Genomic DNA, 23,263 nt, shown 5'->3' on the forward strand with positions numbered 1-23,263 from the left:
CCTGCTCCTAGAGTTTGCCCATGATCCTGCCGTTGAACCCATAGACCTCGCGCGCACCGGCGAGCGCCACCAGCTCCACGACGCGGTCCTGGCCCGGTTCGAAACGCACCGCGGTGCCGGCCGGAATATTCAACCGATAGCCACGGGCCTGATCGCGGTCGAACAACAGCGCGGTATTGGTTTCGAAGAAGTGGTAATGCGAGCCGACCTGGATGGGACGATCGCCGGAATTGCTCACCTGCAGGCTGCGCCGCTCGCGGCCCTGGTTGAGCTCGATCGAACCTTCCTCGATGAAATACTCTCCGGGAATCATGGCAACCACCTCACGGGATCGGATTGTGGACGGTGACCAGCTTGGTGCCGTCGGGGAACGTGGCTTCCACCTGGATGTCGTGGATCATCTCCGCCACGCCTTCCATCACGTCGCTACGGGTCAGCAGCGTGGCGCCATAGGACATCAGATCGGCCACCGTCCTGCCGTCGCGCGCGCCTTCCACCACCGCCGCGGAAATGAATGCCACCGCCTCGGGGTAGTTGAGCTTCACGCCACGCGCCTTGCGGCGTTCGGCCACCAACGCTGCAGTGAACAGCAGCAGCTTGTCTTTCTCGCGTGGCAACAGGTCCATGGCTCTGCTCTCGTTGGTTGTTTCAGGTCGCCCAGATGCGCGGTGCGACGCCGCCCTTGCCGATACCGCCCTCACGCAGCACGTGCCACGCCCTGCGGAACAGCGACTTGGCCTGCGACATGTGGTCGCCCAGATAACGGCAGACCACCACCCGCTCCAGCGCGCTCACCGAGAACACGTGCTGCGCATCGTCGCCAAGCGTGTCGCGAACGCGCGCGGCCGCGTCTTCAATGGACGGTCCGGCGTACACCAGCGTGCCCATGATCGGTTGGCCTGCCAGCACGAAGGGCTGGTCCTTCACCGCCTCCGGTCCGGACACGCAGAAGCGTTCGAACCAGATCGGTTCACCCGCACGCACGATCTCCACGCTCTGCCTGAAAGTGCCCGCGCCGAAGCGCTCGCCCGCAGCAGGTCGACCGAAGCTCACGAAGTCCCAGCCGATATAGACCGCGTCAGCCGCAAGCACGGCCTGGGTCTTCATGGAAGCACTCGCACCGGCAAACACGATGGTCTCCTGGGGCAGGTATTCACAGACCGCTCCCGCGGCGACGTCGATACGAACCTGCTGCGTGCTGGTGCGCTCTTCGCTGCGGTAGAACTTGGTTGCGCCCGGTGTAGTCAGCACCGTCCGCGCCTGCTCGGCCAGATGGCAATCGATCGCCAGCTGGTCGCCACCGGCAATGCCGCCGGGTGGGTGCAGTATGTACACATGTGCGGATCCGTCGGTTTCTGGATAGAACGCGCGCTGCACAGCCAGTGGCCCAACATGCTGGCGTCGCATGAGGCGGGTCTTGCCTTCCTGGTGCTCGAACCACAGCTCAAGCTTGCCACGCCAATCGTTCGCAGCCATCAAGGACTCCCTGTGACTTGCAGGCCAACGACGCATTCGAATCGACTGCGCTAGAGTAGATTCATTGGACACCCGCCATGTTCAGCCGGAGTGAAAGATGCTTAAGGCCATCGCGGTAGAAGACGGTTCCATCGAGTCCGGCTGGTTGCCCCGCGTTTCTCTGGGGACGCTGGTACTGAGTTATGACGAACGCCATGTGCGCAGGCGCGCACTCACATTGCCGACCGGCGAGAAGATCCTTCTGGACCTGCCTGAGCCGGTGGTGCTCGCCTCCGGTGCGCAGCTGCTGTTGGAAGACGGTACCGTCGTCCACATTCATGCTGCGGAAGAAGCACTGCTGGAAGTGACCGCGAAGACCCCGCTGCACCTCACTGAATTGGCATGGCACATCGGCAACCGGCACCTCGCCGCTGCCATCTATCCCGACCGCATCCTGATCGCGCGTGACCATGTCATCACCGCCATGCTGGAAGGCCTGGGTGCGGTGGTGCGCGAGGTCAATGAGCCGTTCAGTCCGGCGCGAGGCGCGTACAGCCATCAACACTCGCATTCGCACGGACATACCCCATGAGCTCACAACATGGTCCCCTGCGCATCGGCATCGGCGGGCCGGTCGGCTCCGGCAAAACCACGCTGACCGAGAAACTGTGCAAGGCGCTGCGTGATCGCCTCTCGATTGCGGTGATCACCAACGACATCTACACCAAGGAAGACGCGATGATCCTGGCGCGTCGCCAGGCGCTGTCCGAAGACCGGATCATGGCGGTGGAAACCGGTGGCTGTCCACATACCGCGATCCGCGAGGATGCCTCGATCAATCTGCAGGCCATCGCCGAAATGAACCGGGCGTTCCCCGATCTGGACGTAGTGTTCATCGAATCCGGTGGCGACAACCTGGCCGCGACGTTCTCGCCGGACCTGGCCGACCTCACCCTCTATGTCATCTCGGTCTGCCAGGGCGAGGAGATTCCACGCAAGGGCGGTCCCGGCATCACCAAGTCGGATTTCCTGGTCATCAACAAGAGCGACCTGGCGCCGTACGTGGATGTGGATCTCGAGGTAATGCAGCGCGACGCGCTGAAAATGCGCGGCAACCGTCCGTTCGGATTTACGGACCTGTCGAGAGGAAAAGGCCTGGATGAAATCGTCGACTTCATCATGGAAAACGGCGGGCTCAACGCCTGACGCGGCGACGCCGGGCAACGCGACCGCGCTGCCCGATACCGCGGTCGAGGTGGCGCAGGTGTTCGGCTTCGACAGCCGCATGCGTGTGCCTGCCTACGCGACGGCGGACGTGCACGTTCCGGAGATCGATCCGGACTACGTGTTCCATCGTGAAACCACCCTGGCCATCCTCGCCGGCTTCGCCCATCGGCGCCGGGTGATGGTTTCGGGCTACCACGGTACTGGCAAGTCCACGCATATCGAGCAGGTTGCGGCGCGGCTCAACTGGCCGTGCGTGCGCATCAACCTGGACAGTCATGTCAGTCGCATCGATCTGATCGGCAAGGATGCCATCGTGGTCCGCGACGGTCGGCAGGTCACCGAGTTCCGAGATGGGATCCTGCCGTGGGCCTACCAGAACAACGTGGCGCTGGTACTCGACGAGTACGACGCCGGCCGGCCGGACGTCATGTTCGTCATCCAGCGCGTGCTGGAGTCGTCCAGCCGGCTTACGCTGCTTGACCAGGCGCGCGTGCTGCTCCCGCATCCTGCGTTCCGCCTGTTCGCTACCGCCAACACCGTGGGTCTCGGCGACAGCACCGGCCTGTACCACGGTACGCAGCAGATCAACCAGGCGCAGATGGACCGCTGGTCCATCGTCGCCACGCTCAACTATCTGGCGCAGGACGATGAAGTGGCGATCGTGCTGGCCAAGGCCAGCCATTACCGCAATGACGCAGGGCGCGAGACAGTCGTGCGGATGGTGCAGGTTGCGAACCTCACCCGCGCCGCGTTTGGCAATGGTGACATTGCCACGGTAATGAGCCCGCGCACGGTCATCACCTGGGCCGAGAACACGGAGATCTTCGGCGATACCGCGTTTGCCTTCCAGCTCACCTTCCTCAACAGATGCGACGAACTGGAGCGCGGCATCGTGGCGGAGTTCTATCAGCGCGTCTTCGGCGATGAACTGCCGGAGTCGGTGGCCAACCTGCAGCAGCCGTAAGATGAACGCACGCCGGGGATCTTCCCAAGAGGCTGTCCGGCGCGCCTTGGACGCATGCTCACGAGCCCTTGCAGGGCAGCGGGGTGTTGAAGAATCATATTCGCGTAGCGGCGTGGCATTGAGCCGGGTTGCTGTAGCACGCGGCATGAGCGATGCCCGTGCGCTGCGCCGTGCGCACCACGACGCGCGCATTCACGAGGCCTTTGCGCCGAACAGTCCGCAGGCGCGCGTGCTGTACGACGCATTGGAAGACGTTCGCATTGAAGCCCTGGGCACGCTTCGCATGCGCGGCGTTGCCCGCAACCTGGCCGCCGCACTGGAGCATACGTTGGCCGAGCGCGAGGCTGACGCAGCAACAGCACTTGCGCTGTTCGCGCGAACGCGACTTACCGGCGAACCGACGCCCGAGAGCGGCGCGCGGGTACTTGCCAGGTACGGTGAGTGGGTGCAGATCCAGTTCGGAACGATACTGCAGGAACTTCCCGTTGTTCTGCACGAGCAGGCAGCCTACGCACGCCTCGTCACGGCGCATCTTGCTGGACTGGCAGTGGAGGTGTTGCCGGACGCGCAGGTCATTCGCGCGCCCTTGGTTCACACGACAGACAAAGGCGCAGACGACGCTGGCCAGACCGAGGCGGAGCATGACGAACAGCATGACCACACCGTCGAGGCGTCTGGCCTCGCAGAACCCGCTGTTGCAGATGCGCTTGAGGGCCTGGACGGGTGCGATGACCCTCCGTTGCATCCGGCACGCCTGCGCGCGGCGGATGCAATGGCGGGTGCCGCAACCGGGTATCGCGCCTTCACCACCGAGTTCGATCAGGTCGCCAACGCGCGCGAACTCCGCAGCCCGCAGCAGCTGCAGCGGCTACGCGGCGTGCTCGACCGACATCGCGCCGCCCAGCGCGTCACCGTGGGTCGGCTGGCCGCTCGCCTCCAGCGGCATCTGATGGCGCGGCAACAGCGCAGTTGGGCATTCGACCTCGAGGAGGGTGAGCTGGACACTGGCCGGCTTGCGCGCATCATCATCGACCCCACGCAGGCGCTGACGTTCAAACGGGAGCGCGAGAGCCGCTTCCTCGATACTGCGGTCACCCTGCTGATCGACAACTCCGGCTCCATGCACGGCCGCCCCATCGCGGTGGCTGCCGTGTGTTGCGACATCCTTGCTGCCACGCTTGAGCGCTGCGGTGTCACCGTTGAGATCCTGGGCTTCACCACAGGGACCTGGAACGGTGGACAGTCCCGGGAGAAGTGGTTGAAGGCGGGAAGGCCCCCTGCTCCTGGCCGATTGAACCAGACCCGCCACATCATCTACAAATCCGCGCAACAGCCTCTGCGCCGTGCGAGAGGCAGCCTCGGCCTGATGCTATGCAACGAGCTGCTCAAAGAGAACATTGACGGCGAAGCGCTGCTATGGGCACACCAACGCCTGCTCACCCGGCCGGAGCAGCGCCGACTTCTCATGGTCATTTCCGATGGCGCGCCCGCCGACGACGCCACGCTATCAGCAAATCCACGCGACTATCTTGAGCGCCACCTCCGGGCGGTGATCGGCATGATCGGGAAGCACTCTCCGGTGGAGCTGGTGGCGATAGGCATGGGCCATAACGCTGGCAGGTACTACCCACGTGCCGTAGCCATCAGCGAGCCCGAGCAACTGGCGGGTGCGCTGACGGATGAGCTGGGCGGGCTGCTTGTCGGCCGCCCTGCAGGGCAGCATCACGGCGCCGACGTTGGCGCCACATCCAGCCGCAGCACCAGGTAACGCATGAAGAACTGCGTGATCGGCCCGACGCACAACGCGAACACCACCGTCCCAACCCCGGCGATGCCACCCAGCGCGAAGCCCAGCGCCAGCACTACCAGTTCGATGCAGGTGCGGACCCGCTGGATGGACCAGCCCGCACGGCGGGCAAAGCCGGTCATCAGGCCGTCGCGCGGACCGGGGCCCAGCTGCGCGCCAACGTACAACGCGGTTGCGATAGCGCACATCACCACGCCGGCAAGCAGATAGAGCCAACGCAGGCCCAAGCCTTCGGGAGGGTCGAACAGGTGCAGGTTGATGTCGGTGAATGGCCCCAGCAACAAGGTGTTGGCCAGCGTGCCCAGCCCGGGCATCTGCCGCAGCGGAATCCACAGCAGCAGCACCCCCAGCGCTACCAGCACCATGATCGTGCCCAGCGACAGCGGCAGATGCCGCGCGGCACCCTCGTGGAACACCACCCACGGAGATCCGCCCAGCGTGCTGCGCATCAGCAGCGCGTTGGAAATGCCATACAGGTACAGCCCGACCAGCAGCCGCACCAGGCGTTCGGGCAGGCGGCCGGCACGGAGTTGATCGAGAGGGCCGAGGTTGGCCAGTCCGAGCGGAGAGGTATTCAGGTTCATGGGGCCAGTATCCGCACCAGTGGCACTTCCACGTAGAGCCAGTTGAGCCATAGTGGCCCCATGAATCGCGCCCTGACTCCCCAGCACCTGGCCACTCTGGTCGGCCAGTTCCCACGCAAGCCCGCCTATCGCGGACTGCGCCAGGTCCTGCAGGAACTCATTGGTGACGGTCGCATTCCGCTCGACACCCGGCTGCCGAGCGAGCGGGCTGTCTCCGTGCAGCTTGGCGTGTCCCGCAACACGGTCACGCGTGCCTATGCCGACCTCGTCGCTGCCGGCTTCGCCAGCACCCGACACGGCGCCGGCACGTTCGCCGCAGTGCCTGCTGACCGCCGCCGCGCGCACGACCATGCACTGCGTTCGGTCGCCAACCCGCACGACACGGAAGGCAGCATCGACCTCACCTGCGCTTCCACCACGGCCATCCCTGGCATAGGCGCCGCCTATCAGCGAGCGATGGAGCGACTGCCAGGGTATTTCGGCAGTGATGGCTATCGTCCCACCGGCCTGCCGGCGTTGCGCGCCCTGATCGCGCACCAGTTCGCCCAACGCGGGCTGCCCACCGATCCCGACCAGATCATGGTGTGCTCGGGCGCACTGGCCGCCACCGCCGTGGTGGCGCGGGCGCTGTCGCGCCCCGGCGACCGGGTGATGATCGAATCGCCGGTGTACCCCAACGTCATCGAAGCGCTTCGGCTGGGCGGCGCGCGGCTGGTGGCCTCTCCCATGGGCGACGCGCTGGGCGAAGAAGGCTGGGACCTGGACGGCGTCGCCGCCACCCTTACCCAGACCCGGCCGCACCTGGCGTACCTCATTCCCGACTTCCAGAATCCCACCGGCTTCATGATGCGCGACGACCAGCGCGCACGCTACGCCGCCGCGCTGCGGGCCACGCGCACCGTGCCCATCGTCGACGAATCGCTGCAGGCACTGTCGCTCACCGACACGCCAATGCCGCTGCCGTTCGCCGCGCACGCCCCGGAGACGATCACGTTGGGCAGCGTGTCCAAGCTTTACTGGAGTGGTCTGCGCGTGGGCTGGATCCGCGCGCCGCAGGGAATGATGGACACCCTCATCAAGGCGCGACTGCAGCTGGATCTGGGCACTGCCCTGTTCGACCAGCTGGTGGTGACCGAACTGCTGCAGGACGAAACGTTGCTGGACGTCCGCCGCAGCCAGCTGCGCGAGCGCCGCGATGCGCTGGCCAACGCCATGCGCGAACACCTGCCGGAGTGGCGCTTCCGCCTTCCACAGGGCGGCATGACCCTGTGGTTGCAGTTGCCGACGGCCGTCAGTGCCACCCAGTTTGCGACCCGTCTGGAAGCCGCCGGCGTACACATCCCGCCTGGCCCGATGTTCAGCGTGGAAGGCGGCGGCGACCAGTGGCTGCGCATCCCCTTCGTGCGGCCCGAGGCGGACCTTATCGAAGCCGTGCGGCGCATCGCTGGGATCTGGTCCAACGCCCCGTCACGGCCATCGGCGCGTAGGCATGGCGCACAGGTAGTGATTCTCTGATTGGTTCACCGCACTCAACACGACGTTTCCCGTCCACTGTCTACCGTACGTCCGCGCGCCTGCCTATCGTGCCCGGAACCCCCACGTTCCGGACACACCATGCAGACCCTCCATGGCAAAACCGCTCTCATCACCGGCGGCAGCAGCGGCATTGGACTGGCGACTGCCAGGCTTTTCGCAGCACAGGGCGCCAAGGTCATCATCACCGGGCGACGCAAAGACATCGTAGACGCTGCAGTGGCCTCCATCGGCAGTGCGGCCACGGGTCTTGTTGGAGACGTCGCCGATATCGCCCACCACGACGCTGTGGCGGCCGAGCTGAAGCAACGCCTTGGCGGCCTGGACATCTACATGGCCAACGCTGGCCTGAACACCATCAACGAGTCGGCCCGCGTCAGTCCCGAAGAATTCGATGCCCAGTTCAGCGCCAACACGCGTGGCGTGTTCTTCGGCGTGCAGAACATTGCGCCGATCATGCGCGACGGCGGCGCCATCATCATCACCAGCTCGATCGCCAGTCAGAAAGTGCTGGACGGGCACGCCGTGTACGCAGGTTCCAAGGCCGCCATCGAAGCCTTCGCGCGCAGCTGGATGGTCGAGTTCCGCGCACGCCGCATCCGCGTCAACGTGCTCAGCCCGGGCCCGGTCAACACGCCCATCCTGGACAAGCTCGGCATTCCGCCCGAACAGCGCGGTGATTTCGAACAGCAGGTGGCAAGCGCCATCCCGCTGGGCCGGTTGGGCGAGCCGGATGAACTGGCAAGCGCCGCACTGTTCCTGGCATCGGACGCGGGCAGCTTCGTCAACGGCGTGGTGCTGCGCGTGGATGGTGGGATGTCGGTGCTGTAGGCACGTCAGATTTCCCTGATACTGCGCCTTCCGCGAACCCGCTAGCATCGGAAGCTACGCCCAACACCACGGCCTACCGATGACAAGCATCAAGGCAATGAAGCTGCTGTTCGCCGGGTTGGTCCTGGCAGCGGGAGTGTTCTTAGTCGGCTACCACGGCGGCAAGCAGCTGGCGAAGGCCGAGATCGCCGCGCAGAGCGTGGCAACCCGGAAGTGATGGGGAACTGACGGCGCCCCTGCGTCACTCGCCCGCTTTACTTTCTCGCGCGTTGCGCATCGCGCAACGACGGCTTTGCGCACAGTATTCAAGAACAGACAAGATTCCCCTTTCCACTGTCATCGGCCAAGATCGGCCGATCCAGACAGCGGGAAACGGGAATGAATGCATGGATCTACCTGGCGGTGGCGATCCTCAGTGAGGTCATCGCCACCAGCGCATTGAAGGCCAGTGAAGGATTCTCACGGGTGGGTCCATCCATCCTGGTCGTGCTCTTCTATGGCATTTCCTTCTACTGCCTTTCGCAGACCCTCAAGAGCGTTCCAGTAGGAGTGGCCTATGCCATCTGGTCCGGCGTCGGCATCGTGTTCATCACACTGGTGGCTTGGGTTCTGCATGGTCAGAAGATCGACCTGTGGGGCGTGATCGGCATGGCGATGATCACCGGCGGCGTGGTGGTGATGAACACGCTCTCCAAGACGTCGGGCCATTGATGAGGAAGATGTATGGTTCAGGGAAATCCCGTTGAGCTGCGCGGGTCCACCGGACACACTGGCTTCCAGACCACCCACTGACGTATCGGAATCTGCATGTTGAAGCGGCCCCGCGTTCTACTGGTCGAAGACCAGCCGGACCTGCGCGATCTGATCGGTAATGCACTGGCAGACCACGGCGTCGACGTCGTCCTGGCAGAGGATGGCCGATGCGCCGAGGAGCTGATCAGGCTCCACGGCGATTTCGACGTGGTTTTCAGTGACATTGAAATGCCGAACGGTGTATCGGGGATTGAACTGGCCGAGACCGTCGCACGCTACCTGCCCCAGGCGCAGGTAATACTGGCCTCGGGTTACGCCCGAAGCCAGCTGCCGCCACTGCCGGAGGGCGTCACCTTCCTTTCCAAACCCTATCGTCTCAAGCAGCTGATGGCGCTGTTCAATGCTGTCACGCGTGCCGAGGGTGGAAGCAACGCTGCAGGAACCGATGCGTTCGTTTCGAGACTGGGATAACGCATGCAAGCGTCCGTCGATGTGTTCACTGCCCTTCGGAACCTTCTGCTCCCCTATCGGCACCGGCTCCTCGTGGTTCACGATGAAGACGGCCACTTCTACGCCAATTGCCAGAATACCGACGCCAAAGGAAAGGCTCAGTTCTTCGGTGCGGTGAAGGCATCAGGGCGCAAGCTCGTACTTCACTTCATGCCCGTGTACGACTTCCCGGAGCTGCTGGACAACATCAGCCCTGCGCTGAAGAAGCGCATGCAGGGGAAATCCTGCTTCAACTTCGACGCTTACGATCCCGCGCTCCTGCAAGAGCTGCAGACGTTGATTGAGCAGGGCGTGGCGCGCTACGAAGGTGCCGGCAAACTTTGAAAACCCGCTAAGGCGGGGATCCATTGATGACCGCTTCAATGCGGTGGCCATCCGGGTCTACAAGGAAGGCTGCGTAGTAGTGGTCCCCGTAATCCAGGCGTAAGCCGGGCGCGCCGTTGCAGGCGCCGCCGACCTTGAGCGCGGACGCATGGAAGCTCTGGACGGCGGCACGTGACGGGGCTGCAAATGCGAGATGGAAGCCCTCGCCTGGCGGTTGTGCATTTACCCGCAGCTTAAGGCACAGCAGATCCTCGCCATCGACCAGCCCGTACCCGACCGCCGTGTCGTCCTCGAAGACACGGCGGTAGCCCATGGCGCCAAGGGCAGCATCGTAGAAACGCGCCGAAAGGTCGATGTCGCGAACGCCAATGGAAATGTGGTGGAGCATTATCGATTACCTTGCTTGGAGGCGTTCTTCCATGTTCACAGAATCCGCACTTACGCTCCGCATGCAGGCAAGACTACCGGGGCAGGACTCATGTAAGTGACCTGGCCAGCACAGATACGGTAAGCGAAAGAAATGCTGGCGATGCCGGCATCAGGGACGCTCGCCGTGTGCACGACCTTGCCGTCGGGCGAAAGCAACTTGATGCGGGCGCCATCCGGGCTGGCCGGGTTGCCAGGCGTTGCGAGCTCCAACGCATAACCACTGGAGAGCTGTAGCGTAGCGGCCTGGCTGGAAGGAAGCTGCAGGTCAACGGCGACTGCCGGCAACGCATCCCGCTGCAGGCTGCCGGTGAATTGCACCCGCTGCGGAGCAGCCGCAGACGAGGAGAACGAAACGCAACACAGGGACAGTAAAGCGGCTGCGACCTTCATGGTGCACCTCCAATGTGTGGGATATCCGTTCTGAATCAGGGTTTCACTCGACCACCCGCGCAGCGTCGCCGCTGCCGCGCGGAGAATCAAGTGCCGTCAGGCGGCCATCCCGCCCGCGTTGTCCCGCAGCTCCTGCCGGTAAGTCCGGCTGCACGGCAAGGTGGTGCCATCGCGCAGGTGGACGCGCGCATCGCCGGTCTCCAGCGGCTCGATCGAGGCCACGTGCGGCAGGGCCACCATGTAGCTGCGGTGGATGCGCACGAAACGCTGCGGGTCCAGCCGCGTTTCCACGCCGGCCAGGGTGCTGCGCAACGGGTAGTCATGCCCCCGCACGCGCAGGTTCACGTAGTTGCCGGCCGCCTGGACCCACTCGATGTCATCGGCGGAGATGAGGAACTCGCGGCCCAGCTTGCGGACCAGGAACCGCTCCGGGCGGTCCACCGGCTCCACCGGCGGGCCTTTGTCCGGCGCACTCAGCAGGCTGACTTCGCCCTGCCAGCGCCGCATCACGAACCGGTAGCCCTCCATCACCAGCACGATGGAGATGAAGCTGCGTACGTCCTTCAGATACTCGTAGGCCAGCTCGCGCGGCCATGGGCCGAAATCGTACTCCTGCCCGACCGTGCGGTACGCCAGCATCCGCAGCGCGACCATGGCGGTTACGTGTACCAGGCACACGACCATGCTCACCGGGATGTACTGCAGCAGGCGCCGCCGCCAGTTGTCCCAGAGCAGCGGGAAGCGGCGGGTGTACCAGGCCAGGAAGGGGATCAGCACCAGCAGCCAGACCACCGCGCTGCTGGCCTCCCATACCACCGGCTTCCAGGTCTCGAAACCGGCATTGAGCCGGCGCAGGTCGATCACCGTGGTGATGCTGTTGCCCAGCAGGTTGGTACCCACCAGCAGCACCCAGAACCCCCACTCCACCCAGCGTCGCCAGGGCAGATACCGTTCGTAGGGCATGGGGTCGGGATGGGTCATCGGGAAAGTGTAGGCCGCAGGTCGGTGGCACACCATTCCGGTTCGTCCCCCGGGGCCCCCGGTTCGTCCCTCAGCCCTTGCGGGCCGGCCCTTCGCGCTGGCGGGGCCAGGTACCGAGGTGCAGCGTAGTCCTACCTGCCCACTGGAGAGTGCCATGCAACGCCGATATGACCTGGACTGGGTGCGCGTGTGCGCCTTTGGTGTGCTGGTCCTGTACCACGTGGGCATGTACTACGTGACCTGGGACTGGCACGTAAAAAGCCCCAACGCCAGCCACGCGCTGGAGCCTTTCATGGTGCTGACTGCGCCGTGGCGGTTGTCGCTGCTGTTCCTGGTCTCCGGCGCAGCCACGGCCTTCATGTTCGGAAAGATCGACGCCAGGGCGGGGTCGGTCGGCAGTCGGCTGCGGCTGCTGGGAACCCGCTCGTGGTTCCTGCTGGTACCACTGGTGTTCGGCATGGTGGTGGTGGTTACGCCGCAGTCGTACTACGAGGTGGTAGAGCAGCTGCCCGGTGGCTACCACCACGGCTACCTGACCTTCTGGGGTCAGTACCTGTCCGGCTATGAGGGCTTCTGCGACGCGGACGGCTGTCTGGCCGTCCCCACGTGGAACCATCTGTGGTTCGTCGCCTACCTGTGGGTGTACACCGTGGTGATCTGGCTGCTGTGGTGCCTGGCGCCCGGCGCCCTGCAGGGGATGGGAAGGGGGTTGGAGCGCGGGCTCTCCGGTTACGGTGCGCTGATCTGGCCGGCCGTGCTGCTGGCGGTGCTGCGGGTGACACTCTCCGCCCGCTTCGAATCGACCCATGCGCTGGCGGGCGACTGGTACAACCACGCCCAGTACGGGGCGGTGTTCCTGCTGGGCTTCCTGCTGGCGGGGGCGGAGGCGTTCTGGAACGCCTTGGCCCGCCTGCGTTGGACCGCGCTGATCCTGTGGTTGGCGAGTTGGGCGGCGCTGATTGCCTACTTCGTCACCTACTACGCCGAAGGTGAGCCGCTGCCGGCGCTGCGCATGACCATGCGCGCGGTGTGGGGGGTGAATCAATGGTGCGCCATCGTGGCGGTGCTGGGCTTTGCCCGGCATTGGAACCCCGGCGACAACCGGGCGCTGCGCTATCTGGTGCCCGCCGTGTTCCCGGTCTACATCCTGCACCAGACCATCATCGTGGTGGCGGCGCACAACCTGAAGCCGCTGGGCCTCGCACCAGTGGTGGAGGGACCGCTGCTGGTGGTGATGACGTTTGCGCTGGCCTTTTTCCTCTACGAGGTCATCAAACGGATGACCTGGGTGCGTCCGTTGTTTGGTCTGAAGATGCACCGGCCCACTGCGGCGGCTCCACTGCCATCGTCGCTGGTCAAGGTGACGCCAGCAACGGCGGCATCACCTCCACCAGCCAGTCGATGAAGACCCGCAGTCGATGCGTCACGTGTCGGTTGTTGGGATAGACCACATGGAACGGATATGTGGCCGGCCGCCAAGGTTGCAGCACCTCCACCAGTGCCTTGCTGCGCAGCGCGGGACCAGCTGCGTAGCTGAAGGTCTGCACCAGTCCCATGCCGGCAACGGCCGACGCCAGATGCGCGTTGCTTTCATTGACGCCGAGGCGGTGCTCGGCCTTGATCTCGAACGGACCTTGTTCGCCCCGGAATCGGAACGGCACCGCGCGCCCGTTCGAGGGCAGCAGGTAACTCACCAGACGGTGCCCGTTTCGCAGCTCATCAGGATAGGCCGGTACCCCATGTGCCTTGAGGTAGCTTGGGCTGGCGCAGGTGATCAGGTGCGCATTGCCGAGGTGGCGGGCCACCAGTGACGAGTCGTCCAGCGCGCCGCCGCGGATCACGCAGTCCACGTTTTCGCTGATCAGGTTGATCGAACGGTCGGAGACGCCCAGCTCGATGCGGATGTCCGGGTAGCGCGCCATGAAGTCCGGCAACGCCGGGATCAGCAGGTCGCGTGCGGTGGAACCGCCGATGTCCACGCGCAGCAACCCGCGCGGCGCGCCACGGGCGGCACTGAAGGAGGCGTCGACGTCCTCCAGGTCGCGCAGCAGTCGTCCCGTCTTCTCGTAGTACGCCTGGCCTTCGGCGGTAACAGACACCCGCCGGGTGGTCCGCTGCAGCAGGCGCACGCCAAGGTGGCCTTCAAGCTCGCGCACGAGCTTGCTCAGGGTGGTCACCGGCATGTCCAGCGAATCGGCGGCCCGGGTGAAGCTGCCGGCTTCGACGACACGCGCGAAGGCGCGGATGGCAATGAGTTGGTTCATGGCGTTGGATTATGCATCCCCGTGCATAGTCAATGTAATTCGGCAGCATTTATCCAGATATTCCCTGCGCCCATGATTCTTCCACCCCGCTGCCACCTTCCGGCAGCCCCTAACGGAGAACATCATGAGCACTACCTTCAACGGCAAGGTCGCACTGGTCACCGGCGGCACCACCGGCATCGGCCTGGCTACCGCCCAGCACCTGGCCACGCTGGGCGCCAGGGTCTTCATTACCGGCCGCCGCCAGGCTGAACTGGATGCTGCGGTCGCCGCGATCGGTCCGGCTGCAACCGGCATCCGCGCCGACGCATCACGGCCCACCGACCTTGACGCGGTCTATGCGCAGATCGCCAGGCAGGCCGGCAAGCTGCACATCCTGTTCGCCAACGCCGGTGGTGGCGACATGCTGCCGCTGGGTGCCATCACCGAAGAACACTTCGACCGCATCTTCGCCACCAACGTACGCGGCGTGCTGTTCACTGTGCAGAAGGCGCTGCCGCTGCTGGTAGACGGAGCATCGGTGGTTCTCACCGGTTCCACGGTGTCCATCCAGGGCACCGCCAACTTCAGCGTGTACAGCGCCAGCAAGGCGGCCGTGCGCAACTTCGCCCGCTCCTGGGCGCTGGACCTCAAGGACCGCCGTATCCGGGTCAATGTGGTCAGTCCCGGCCCGATTCGCACGCCCGGCCTGGGCGACCTGGTGCCCGACGAAGCACGTCAGGGGCTGTTCGATCACCTGGCAGCGCAGGTGCCACTGGGTCGGCTGGGCGAGGCGCAGGAAGTAGCCAATGCCGTTGCCTTCCTGGCCTCGGACGAGGCGAGCTTCGTCAACGGCATTGAGTTCTTCGTTGACGGCGGCATGGCGCAGGTCTAGGCATCCGGGCGTGCTAGCCTGCGCGGCTGCGCCCAACCTGTTGCCCGCCGATGCCTTCGTCCCAAGCCCGCCCTGCCACCCGGGACACCGGATCCGCCCTGCGTACTCTCTGGCCGCTGCTGGCGGTGATGGTGTTCTTCCTCGGCAGCGGGTACCTGGCCGGCAAGAACATCCAGACCATCCGCGAAGGCAGCGCGCTGGTGATTCGCTCCCAGGAGACGATGAACGCCATGGGCGACGTCCTCTCCGCCGTACAGGACGCCGAGACCGGCCAGCGCGGTTACCTGCTCACCGGGGACGAGAGCTATCTCGAGCCCTACCGGACCGCGCTGGCCGTGGCGAGCACACGGCTGGAGGCCATGGAAAGCGCGCTCGCAGACGATCCCGCACAGCGGGATCGGCTCAAGCTGCTGGCGCGCCGTGTCCAGGACAAGCTGGACGAGCTGCACGAGACCATCGAACTGCGCCGCACCCAAGGCTTCGAAGCGGCCTTGGCCGTGGTCAACTCCAACAGCGGCAAGGCGGCCATGGATGACATCCGTGCCCGCCTTGCAGCCATGCGCGCGATCGAACTCGACAAGCGGGCCGAGCGCCTGGCGGAGATGGAATCCGCCTACAACACGGCGCTGAGTTCGGGCACCGCAAGTGCAGTGCTGGGAACGGTCCTGACCATCTTCATCGCCTTCCTGCTCCGCCGCCACACCCGCGCACGCGAACGCGACGCCTGGCTGCAGCGTGGTCGGCTCGAGCTGGCCACCGCGACGGGGGGCGATCTGGACAGCGGCACCCTCGCGCGGACCAGCCTCGGCTTCCTCGCCCGCTTCACCGGCGCCGAAGCCGGCATGCTGTTCGTCCCGGAGGGTACCGGCTTCAGGCAGATCGGTGCGGTGGGTACCGCCTCTCCGGCCGACGCGCCGGAGGCGGGCGAGCAGCGTGGCAGCGGCAGCCTGCTCGGCCGTGCCGTGGACGAAAAGCGCGTGATCGTGGTCTCGGACGTGCCGCCGGGCTACTTCACCGTGGGCTCCGGCCTGGGCCAGGCCCAGCCGCGCCATCTTGTGATCGCGCCCAGCGTCCACGAGGGCGAAGTCAGCGGCGTGATCGAGCTGGGCTTCTTCGGCGCGGTGCCACCGGAGGTGGTCGAACTGCTTGAGCGTGCCTCCGGCGACATGGCCGTCGCCCTGCGGTCCGCCGCGTATCGCGCCAGGCTCTCCGAGCTGCTGGCCAAGACCCAGCGGCAATCCGAAACGCTGCAGGTGCAGAGCGAAGAGCTGCGCGTCTCCAACGAGGAGCTGGAGGAACAGAGCCGCGCGCTGCGCGCCTCCCAGCACGAACTCGAGGAACAGCAGGCCGAACTGGAACAGACCAACAACCAGCTGTTCGACCAGTCGCAGCAGCTGGAAGACGAGCGCGACAAGCTCGCCCGCGCCAATGCGGCCATCGTGGCCGAATCCAACAACGTGCAGCGCGCCAGCCAGTACAAGTCCGAGTTCCTGGCCAACATGTCGCACGAGCTGCGCACGCCGCTGAACTCCGCGCTGATTCTCTCCAAGCTGCTGGGCGACAACCGCGAAGGCAACCTCAGCGCGGAGCAGGTGAAGTTCGCGCGCACCATCCACGCCTCCGGCACCGACCTGCTCAACCTGATCAACGAGATCCTGGACCTGTCCAAGATCGAGGCGGGCCATATCGAGGTGCACGCCGAGCGCTTCGGGGTGGAGAAGCTGCTGACCGACATCTCGGCGCTGCTGGGTCCGGTCGCCAACGAGAAGGGACTCACGTTCGATGTCTCGGCAACGGCTGACTGCCCGTCCATCATCGAATCGGATCGCCAGCGCATCGAGCAGATCCTCAAGAACCTGCTGTCCAACGCGTTGAAGTTCACCGAAGTGGGCGGAGTCAGCGTGGTCGCTTCGGCGACCCGCGACGGCAAGGTCGCGTTCGCGGTGACCGACAGCGGCATCGGCATCGCACCCGAACAGCAGGCGCGCATCTTCGAAGCATTCCAGCAGGCCGACGGCTCGATCAGCCGGCGCTATGGGGGTACCGGCCTGGGGCTGTCGATCTCGCAGGAGCTTGCCCGCCTGCTCGGTGGCGACATCAGCGTGGAGAGCGAGCCCGGCAAGGGCAGCTGCTTCCGCCTGGTGGTGGCGACAACGTTGGCCAACGTGGAGCGTCCGGCGGCAGCTGCAGCAGCACCGGTATCCGTGCCTCCCACGATGGCGGCCCCCGCCCGCCCGGCCAGGACGCAGGACACACGCGCCGCGGCGGTCGGCAGCAATGGTCGCGGCCTGATCCTGATCATCGAAGACGACCTCGCCTTCGGTGAGATCGTCAGCGACCTGGCGCACGAAATGGGCTTCCGGGCGCAGCTGGCACGTACCGCGAGCGAAGCGCTCGCTGCGGCCCGCACGGAGCTTCCGCACGCCATCGTGCTGGACATCGGCCTGCCCGACCAATCCGGGCTCTCGGTACTAGACGTGCTCAAGCACGACATGCGTACCCGCCACATTCCCATCCACGTGGTTTCTGCGATGGACCATTCGCACAAGGCGCTGTCGCTGGGTGCAGTGGGCTATCTCGGCAAGCCGGCTACCCGCGAAGAACTGGCCGGCGTGCTCGACTCGCTGGAGCGGCGTCTGTCGCAGCGCCCGCGCCGGGTGCTGGTGGTGGAAGATGACGCCGTGCAGCTGGACGCCGTGCGCGAACTGCTCGCGGTTGCCGACGTGGAGACCATCGGCGCGCGCTCTGCTTCGGAATGTCTGCAGGCGCTGGAGCAACACAGTTTCGACTGCATGGTGCTCGACCTCACCTTGCCCGACGCCTCCGGTTTCGAGCTGCTGGAGCTGCTCACCGAGAAGAGCGTGCACGCGCTGCCGCCGGTGATCGTCTACACCGGCCGCGTACTCTCGCAGGCCGAAGAGATGCGACTGGGCCGCTACTCGAGCACCATCATCATCCAGGGCGCCCGCTCACCCGAGCGCCTGCTGGATGAAGTGACCCTGTTCCTGCACAAGGTGGTCAGCGACCTGCCGGAATCGCAGCAGGGCATGATCCGCACCGCGCAGCATCGAGACACCGCGCTGGAAGGGCGCCGCGTGCTGATCGTGGAGGACGACGTGCGCAACATCTACGCACTGATGAACGTGCTGGAGCCGCATGGCTGCAAGGTCACCATCGCGCGCAACGGCCAGGAGGCCATCGACACGCTGACCAATGCGGTCGAAGGCCCCGCACCGATCGAGCTGGTGCTGATGGACATCATGATGCCGGTCAAGGACGGCCTGACCGCCACCCGTGAGATCCGCCAGGATGGCCGCTTCAGCAAGTTGCCGATCATCGCCCTCACTGCCAAAGCGATGCCCGACGACCAGCAGCAGTGCATCCAGGCCGGTGCCAGCGACTATGTTGCCAAGCCGCTGGATGTGGACAAGCTGGTGTCGCTGATCCGGGTGTGGTTGATGGCGTGAGCTTCACTGCCTTGCCAGGGCTCAGGAGCGCAGCGCCAGCTCCGAGCCCTTGATATCGGCGATTGGCCCAAGGATCGACGCGTCGAACTGCCGAAGCGGCTCCCCGTTCTGGATTCGACGGGGCAGGTCTGGATTGGCGAGGGCGCCGCGGCCGAGCGCAACAATGTCTGCCCCTTGATCGAGCAGTTGCCCGGCGCGCGCCAGGTCATGGAGGCCGCCGTTGGCGATCAGGGGTACACCCGGCGCATAGCGGCGAGCCAGCGCCGCCAGTGATTCGGTCTCCCCCACGAACGCCGGTTGCCACGCTTCAAACTCCGTCACGTGCAGGAAGTCCACGCCGGCATCAGCGAGGCTGCCAAAGATGACTTCCGCATCCTGCTCGCCGCCCTCCCACTTATGCAGGAAGTCGTTGACCTTGCCCTGGGAGATACGCATGCCCACTGGTGCCCGGCCGGCCACCTTTGCCTTCACTGCATTGAGTACTTCCACCAACAGTGCCACCCGGTTGTAGATGGAGCCGCCCCAGCGGTCGAGTCGGGTATTGGTGTGCCGGGTCAGGAACTGGTCCAGCAGATAGCCGTTGGCCCCGTGGATCTCCACCCCATCAAAGCCGGCAGAGCCCACCGCCCGTTCGGCCGCGTCGACGAAACCCTGGATGGCGTTCTCGATCTGGGCGTCGGTCATCTGCACCGGCAAGCGATAGGCACCCTGTCCGTAGTAGAAGGACATCTGCTCGCCCTTGGGCTGCACCGCTGCAGCGCCGACGGTACCGTCGCGGAAAGGATTGCCTTGGGACAACGCACCGGCATGCATGATCTGGGCGAACGTCACCGCGCCGTGGTTGCGCATCGCGGCGGTCAGCGGGGCCCATGCTTCCGCCTGTGCTTCGCTGGCCAGGCCGGGCTGATTGAGATATCCCTGCGAGTGAGCCTGATCGCTGTACAGCCCTTCGGTGATGACCAGACCGAACCCGCCGGCCGCGAAGCCGGCGTAGTAGTCGCCCATGGTCGGGGTGGGCAGCCCGTCTGCGGTCGCAGTGACCCGCGTCATCGGCGCCACAGCGAGCCGGTTGCGGAGTGCCATACCGGGAATATCGAACGGCGTTAGAATCGTGGGGCGTGAAGTCGACATCGGAAGCAGCCTATACGTATGGGATTGGCCACGTGTTCCGGCCTGTGAAGCCATGCTATCGGCTTGAATCCTCCTGCCCAGTCCCGTAAAAGAGATGCCGTCATATCTTTCTGGGATATAAACCGTGCAGATCTCCGATGTGCGTATCTTCTTGGCCGTGGTCGCAGCCAAGGGACTCGCCGCTGCATCAAGGCAGCTGGATCTCGCGCCCATGCAGGTCACTCGACGGGTCGCCGCGCTTGAGGACGAACTGGGCGTCAGGCTGTTGCACCGGACCACCCGGTCGGTGTCGCTGACAGCGGAGGGTGAAGCTTTCCTGTCTTATGCCACCGCGATGCAGGAGGCCGAAGACAGTGCCAAGCGCGAGCTCGGGCGATCGCCCAAGCAGGTCACCGGCCACTTGAAGGTTTCCGCACCCACCGTGTTCGGGCAGGCCGTGATCGTGCCGCTGCTCGGCCCCCTGCTTCGCGAACATCCGGAGCTGCGCATCGAGCTGGATCTATCGGACCGCATGCTCGACATAGTGGCGCAGGGATTCGACCTCGCGATCCGTATTGCAACGCTGCGCGACTCTGAGCTGGTGGCGCGGCGCATGGCGGACAATCCGCGCGTGCTCTGCGCCTCGCCGGGGTATCTGGGCCTGCGTGGCCTGCCCCGGATCCTCGCAGACCTCGAACGCCACGACTGCATCCAGCTCAGCGCCGTTTCGCACTGGCCCTTCATCGTCGCCGGAAGCGTCACCCGCAAGCGGCTCCATGGGCGCGTCGCCACCAATAGTGTTGAAGCTGCGCGCAGCGCAGCACTTCAAGGGCTGGGCATTGCCATGCTGACGTACTGGGACGTGCAGCAACAGCTTCTGGACGGCACGCTGGTGGAAATCACTCTGGACGATGCCGGAACCGAAGACCTCGCTGTATGGGCGGTCATGCCAACCCGGCGCTTCGTGCCCGCCAGGGTGAATGTGTTCCTGGATGCGTTGGCGCAGGCAATGACTGCACCAACGCCATAACCTACCCGGCCTGCGGCGCTTCTAGCCCGTCGCTGTACCGGCTGTCGGCCCCGCCAGATACTGCTCGTCACTGACGTGCTCCAGCCATTCAACGTTCTTGCCGTCGAGGGCCTCCTGCACCGCGATGTGGGTCATCGCCGTAGTGGGCGACGCCCCGTGCCAGTGCTTGTGACCGGCCGGGCACCAGATCACATCGCCCGCGCCAATCGCCACGATCGGGCCGCCTTCGCATTGGGTCCAGCCAAACCCGGCAGTGACGATGAGCGTCTGACCCAGCGGGTGCGTATGCCATGCCGTGCGCGCGCCCGGTTCGAAGGTGACGGCGGCGCACGACACGCGTGAAGGCGCAGGCGCCGCATTCAGCGGGTCGATGCGAACGGTACCGGTAAACCAGTCCGCCGGCCCTTTTACCGACGCCTGGGTTCCAACGCGTTTGATCTCCATGGGACTACCTCATTGTGGGGTGGAAGATGATGCAACCAGCACAGGTACCGATTCGGCAGCCGTGAGATACGCAAGCAGCGCGGCGAGTACCAACAGCCCGGCGCTGGCGAAGAACGTGCTGGCAAAGCCAAAGCTGTCGAACAGCAGGCCGCCAACGCTGGAGCCCAGCGCGATGCAACACTGCACCACCGCCACCATAAGCCCGCCCCCCGTTTCGGCGTTGTCAGTGAAGGTGCGCGCCAGCCAGCTCCACCAGCCCACCGGTGCTGCCGTGGCCAACAGGCCCCAGGTGGAGAGCAGTGCAGCTGTGGGCCAGAGTTTCGGGCCAAGTGGCACCAGGGCCACGGCAATCACCGCCATCAGGGCGGGAAGCGTGATCAGCGTGCGATAGAGCCCACGTTGCAGGAATGCGCCGATGGTCAACGTGCCCACGAAGCCGCTCACCCCAATCGCCAGCAGCACGAACGGTACGCCCGAGTCACCCGCATTGGTCACTCTCTCGAGGAACGGTCGCACATAGGTGAACAGCGCAAACTGCCCCATGAAGAAGGCACCGCAGGCAGCCATGCCCAGTACCACCACGCGCCGTCGGAACAGCGCGAGCACACCCCCCTGCGGCTGCCGCCCTTCCGCAGCCATGGACGGCAGGCACACCCACTGCCACACGAGCGCGACGGCCGCGACCGGCAACAGGCAAAGGAAAGCGCCACGCCAGCCGATCAGGCCGCCCAGGTAGCTTCCGAGCGGCGCGGCAATCACCGTCGCCAGCGCATTGCCACTGTTGAAGATTGCCAAGGCACGCGGCACCTGCGCTGCCGGCACCAGCCGCATGGCCGTGGCCGCAGACAGCGACCAGAAGCCACCAATCACCACGCCGATCAGCGCACGGCCGATCATGTAGATCGTGTAACTCGGTGCCAATGCAACCACCAGCCCGGAGACCGCCATCAACGCGGTCAACGCCAGCAGCAGCGTTCGCCGGTCGATGTCCCCGGCCACCCGGGAAATCGAAAGGCTGGTCAGCACCGCGAAGGCACCGGAGATGGCGATCCCATACCCGGCCAGGCCCTCGGTAACACCCAGATCGGCCGCCAACGGCGTCAGCAGGCTCACCGGCATGAACTCCGATGCGATCAACGCGAAGACGCACAGCGTCATTGCGAGCACGCCGCCCCAGTTGGCCCGTTGTGCAGTTGCTTCGGCGCAGCTCATTTCGCGGCCAGGCCCTGCTGGAAGAAGGTCGCCAGCTTGGCGAACGGGATCAGGTCGGTACGGTCGTAGAGGTCCACGTGGCCGGCACCCTTTACCCAGTACAGCTCCTTTGGACTGCCCGCGCGGCGGTACGCGTCTTCGCTGAACTCGCGTGAGTGCGCGGTGTCGCCGGAGATGAACAGCATGGGTCGGGGCGAGATGGTCTCGATATCGTTTAACGGGTAGAAATTGGCGAACTTGGCCAGGCTGCTGAGCAGCGGCTGCGTGGTCAGCTCGCTCTTCTCGCCGTCGGCTGCGAAGGCGCCGCGCGGGGTACGGTAGAAATCGAAGAACTCGCGCTGGACCTCCGGCGTGTCCGCGTCCAGCCTGTTGACCGTGCCTGGCACGAACATGGGCTGGCCACCGTTGTACTCGACCAGCCTCTGAGCGGTCGCGGCCTGGATCACGTCGCGGCGTTGTTCAAGCGACTGCGAACGGCTCAACCCGTTGCGGAACGCCGCGCCCATGTCGTACATGCTGACCGTGGCGATCGCCTTGATGCGCGGATCGATCTTCGCTGCACTGATCACGAAGCTGCCACTGCCACAGATGCCCAGGCCGCCAATCCGTTCCGGGTCCACGAACGCCTGGGTGCTCAGGAAGTCCACGGCCGCGCTGATGTCGTCGGCGTAAATTTCCGGTGACACCAGGTGCCGCGGCGCACCCGCGCTCTCGCCCCAGAAGGACAGGTCGACCGCCAGCGTAACGAAGCCCTGTTCGGCCAGCTTCTGCGCGTACAGCTGGGAGCTCTGCTCCTTCACCGCGCCCATCGGATGTCCGACTACCACCGCCGGCGCGCGCTGACCGCGGCCCGGGCCCTGCGGCCGGTAAAGGGTGCCCACGACCTCCATCTGGTACTGGTTGCGGAAGGTGACGCGCTCGCCCGTTACCGTGGCGCTCTTGTAGAAGTTGTCAGCCTTGGCTGGCGTCGGCACGTCTGCGGCGAAGGCCGCGTGCGGAACCAGGTGGCCAGCCAGCAATGCCAGCAGGAGCGTGGTGCGTTTCATGTGCGGGGCGCCTGTGTGGGGATTCGGA

Annotated in this window: 26 protein-coding genes; 14 read left to right on the top strand and 12 right to left on the bottom strand. The window is 65.2% G+C overall.

Annotated elements, in window-relative coordinates:
• Positions 1–7: 7 nt before the first annotated feature.
• From RYM47_RS12585 to RYM47_RS12595, 3 genes are read right to left on the bottom strand one after another with little or no spacing between them, the layout of a single operon-like run.
• Complete coding sequence (locus RYM47_RS12585) at positions 8–313, bottom strand: urease subunit beta (RefSeq protein WP_315388338.1); 306 nt, start codon at positions 311–313, stop codon at positions 8–10.
• Between the two features lie 10 nt (positions 314–323).
• A complete protein-coding gene (gene ureA, locus RYM47_RS12590; protein WP_315388339.1) occupies positions 324–626 on the bottom strand; it encodes an urease subunit gamma in 303 nt (100 codons plus the stop codon).
• A gap of 22 nt (positions 627–648) precedes the next feature.
• Positions 649–1,476 (bottom strand): urease accessory protein UreD, encoded by an 828-nt coding sequence (locus RYM47_RS12595; RefSeq protein WP_315388340.1) that lies wholly within the window; start codon positions 1,474–1,476, stop codon positions 649–651.
• Positions 1,477–1,573: 97 nt separating this feature from the next.
• On the opposite strand from RYM47_RS12595, the gene RYM47_RS12600 reads away from it, so the two are divergent.
• From RYM47_RS12600 to RYM47_RS12615, 4 genes are read left to right on the top strand one after another with little or no spacing between them, the layout of a single operon-like run.
• Entirely contained in the window at positions 1,574–2,047 is a 474-nt protein-coding gene (locus RYM47_RS12600; protein ID WP_315388341.1) for an urease accessory protein UreE, read from the top strand.
• Positions 2,044–2,661, top strand: a complete 618-nt coding sequence (gene ureG / locus RYM47_RS12605) for an urease accessory protein UreG (RefSeq protein WP_315388342.1) — start codon at positions 2,044–2,046, stop codon at positions 2,659–2,661. Before RYM47_RS12600 ends, ureG begins: the two co-directional genes overlap by 4 nt.
• The gene (gene cobS / locus RYM47_RS12610) at positions 2,615–3,646 is read left to right on the top strand and encodes a cobaltochelatase subunit CobS (protein WP_315388344.1); all 1,032 of its coding nucleotides are present in this window, start codon (positions 2,615–2,617) and stop codon (positions 3,644–3,646) included. Before ureG ends, cobS begins: the two co-directional genes overlap by 47 nt.
• Before the next feature lies 1 nt (position 3,647).
• Positions 3,648–5,414 carry a hypothetical protein gene (locus tag RYM47_RS12615; protein WP_315388345.1) on the top strand — a complete coding sequence of 589 codons (1,767 nt, stop codon included), beginning with the start codon at positions 3,648–3,650 and terminating at the stop codon, positions 5,412–5,414.
• On the opposite strand, the gene RYM47_RS12620 is transcribed toward RYM47_RS12615, so the two are convergent.
• Positions 5,369–6,037, bottom strand: a complete 669-nt coding sequence (locus tag RYM47_RS12620; RefSeq protein WP_315388347.1) for a hypothetical protein — start codon at positions 6,035–6,037, stop codon at positions 5,369–5,371. The genes RYM47_RS12615 and RYM47_RS12620 overlap by 46 nt on opposite strands.
• A gap of 60 nt (positions 6,038–6,097) precedes the next feature.
• Between RYM47_RS12620 and RYM47_RS12625 the strand changes: the two genes are divergently transcribed.
• The 6 genes from RYM47_RS12625 to RYM47_RS12650 all read left to right on the top strand — a co-directional run bounded on the left by RYM47_RS12625 (position 6,098) and on the right by RYM47_RS12650 (position 9,988).
• Positions 6,098–7,552 carry a PLP-dependent aminotransferase family protein gene (locus RYM47_RS12625; protein ID WP_315388349.1) on the top strand — a complete coding sequence of 485 codons (1,455 nt, stop codon included), beginning with the start codon at positions 6,098–6,100 and terminating at the stop codon, positions 7,550–7,552.
• A gap of 99 nt (positions 7,553–7,651) precedes the next feature.
• The gene (locus tag RYM47_RS12630) at positions 7,652–8,401 is read left to right on the top strand and encodes an SDR family oxidoreductase (protein ID WP_315388350.1); all 750 of its coding nucleotides are present in this window, start codon (positions 7,652–7,654) and stop codon (positions 8,399–8,401) included.
• A gap of 79 nt (positions 8,402–8,480) precedes the next feature.
• Entirely contained in the window at positions 8,481–8,618 is a 138-nt protein-coding gene (locus RYM47_RS12635; RefSeq protein WP_315388351.1) for a hypothetical protein, read from the top strand.
• A 161-nt stretch (positions 8,619–8,779) separates the two neighbouring features.
• Positions 8,780–9,112, top strand: coding sequence for a multidrug efflux SMR transporter (locus tag RYM47_RS12640; protein WP_315388352.1), 333 nt, complete (start codon positions 8,780–8,782; stop codon positions 9,110–9,112).
• 96 nt (positions 9,113–9,208) lie between these two features.
• On the top strand, positions 9,209–9,625 hold the full coding sequence (locus tag RYM47_RS12645; RefSeq protein ID WP_315388353.1) for a response regulator: 417 nt from the start codon (positions 9,209–9,211) through the stop codon (positions 9,623–9,625).
• Positions 9,626–9,628: 3 nt separating this feature from the next.
• Positions 9,629–9,988: a hypothetical protein gene (locus RYM47_RS12650; protein ID WP_315388354.1), complete on the top strand. Its 360-nt coding sequence runs from the start codon at positions 9,629–9,631 to the stop codon at positions 9,986–9,988.
• Between the two features lie 7 nt (positions 9,989–9,995).
• Here RYM47_RS12650 and RYM47_RS12655 read toward each other — a convergent pair whose 3' ends face one another.
• From RYM47_RS12655 to RYM47_RS12665, 3 genes are all read right to left on the bottom strand, one after another.
• On the bottom strand, positions 9,996–10,376 hold the full coding sequence (locus RYM47_RS12655) for a VOC family protein (protein WP_315388355.1): 381 nt from the start codon (positions 10,374–10,376) through the stop codon (positions 9,996–9,998).
• Between the two features lie 50 nt (positions 10,377–10,426).
• Positions 10,427–10,807, bottom strand: coding sequence for a hypothetical protein (locus RYM47_RS12660; protein ID WP_315388357.1), 381 nt, complete (start codon positions 10,805–10,807; stop codon positions 10,427–10,429).
• A 96-nt stretch (positions 10,808–10,903) separates the two neighbouring features.
• Positions 10,904–11,788, bottom strand: coding sequence for a LytTR family DNA-binding domain-containing protein (locus tag RYM47_RS12665; protein ID WP_315388359.1), 885 nt, complete (start codon positions 11,786–11,788; stop codon positions 10,904–10,906).
• A gap of 154 nt (positions 11,789–11,942) precedes the next feature.
• Between RYM47_RS12665 and RYM47_RS12670 the strand changes: the two genes are divergently transcribed.
• Complete coding sequence (locus RYM47_RS12670; RefSeq protein WP_315388361.1) at positions 11,943–13,193, top strand: acyltransferase family protein; 1,251 nt, start codon at positions 11,943–11,945, stop codon at positions 13,191–13,193.
• Here RYM47_RS12670 and RYM47_RS12675 read toward each other — a convergent pair.
• On the bottom strand, positions 13,144–14,052 hold the full coding sequence (locus tag RYM47_RS12675) for a LysR family transcriptional regulator (RefSeq protein ID WP_315388365.1): 909 nt from the start codon (positions 14,050–14,052) through the stop codon (positions 13,144–13,146). The genes RYM47_RS12670 and RYM47_RS12675 overlap by 50 nt on opposite strands.
• Before the next feature lie 124 nt (positions 14,053–14,176).
• On the opposite strand from RYM47_RS12675, the gene RYM47_RS12680 reads away from it, so the two are divergent.
• Together RYM47_RS12680 and RYM47_RS12685 are read left to right on the top strand one after the other, a co-directional pair.
• Complete coding sequence (locus tag RYM47_RS12680) at positions 14,177–14,926, top strand: SDR family oxidoreductase (protein ID WP_315388367.1); 750 nt, start codon at positions 14,177–14,179, stop codon at positions 14,924–14,926.
• Between the two features lie 50 nt (positions 14,927–14,976).
• On the top strand, positions 14,977–18,393 hold the full coding sequence (locus RYM47_RS12685) for a response regulator (protein ID WP_315388368.1): 3,417 nt from the start codon (positions 14,977–14,979) through the stop codon (positions 18,391–18,393).
• A 21-nt stretch (positions 18,394–18,414) separates the two neighbouring features.
• On the opposite strand, the gene RYM47_RS12690 is transcribed toward RYM47_RS12685, so the two are convergent.
• The gene (locus RYM47_RS12690) at positions 18,415–19,524 is read right to left on the bottom strand and encodes an NADH:flavin oxidoreductase (RefSeq protein WP_315388369.1); all 1,110 of its coding nucleotides are present in this window, start codon (positions 19,522–19,524) and stop codon (positions 18,415–18,417) included.
• A gap of 124 nt (positions 19,525–19,648) precedes the next feature.
• On the opposite strand from RYM47_RS12690, the gene RYM47_RS12695 reads away from it, so the two are divergent.
• Positions 19,649–20,533, top strand: a complete 885-nt coding sequence (locus RYM47_RS12695) for a LysR family transcriptional regulator (RefSeq protein WP_315388370.1) — start codon at positions 19,649–19,651, stop codon at positions 20,531–20,533.
• Positions 20,534–20,554: 21 nt separating this feature from the next.
• Here RYM47_RS12695 and RYM47_RS12700 read toward each other — a convergent pair whose 3' ends face one another.
• The 3 genes from RYM47_RS12700 to RYM47_RS12710 are packed head-to-tail and all read right to left on the bottom strand — an operon-like array spanning position 20,555 to position 23,235.
• Positions 20,555–20,977, bottom strand: a complete 423-nt coding sequence (locus tag RYM47_RS12700; RefSeq protein WP_315388371.1) for a cupin domain-containing protein — start codon at positions 20,975–20,977, stop codon at positions 20,555–20,557.
• Between the two features lie 9 nt (positions 20,978–20,986).
• The gene (locus RYM47_RS12705) at positions 20,987–22,189 is read right to left on the bottom strand and encodes an MFS transporter (RefSeq protein ID WP_315388372.1); all 1,203 of its coding nucleotides are present in this window, start codon (positions 22,187–22,189) and stop codon (positions 20,987–20,989) included.
• On the bottom strand, positions 22,186–23,235 hold the full coding sequence (locus tag RYM47_RS12710) for an alpha/beta hydrolase (RefSeq protein ID WP_315388374.1): 1,050 nt from the start codon (positions 23,233–23,235) through the stop codon (positions 22,186–22,188). Before RYM47_RS12710 ends, RYM47_RS12705 begins: the two co-directional genes overlap by 4 nt.
• Between the last annotated feature and the right edge of the window lie 28 nt (positions 23,236–23,263).

Origin of the sequence: uncultured Stenotrophomonas sp., assembly GCF_963519125.1 — a bacterium.
GTDB lineage: Bacteria > Pseudomonadota > Gammaproteobacteria > Xanthomonadales > Xanthomonadaceae > Stenotrophomonas.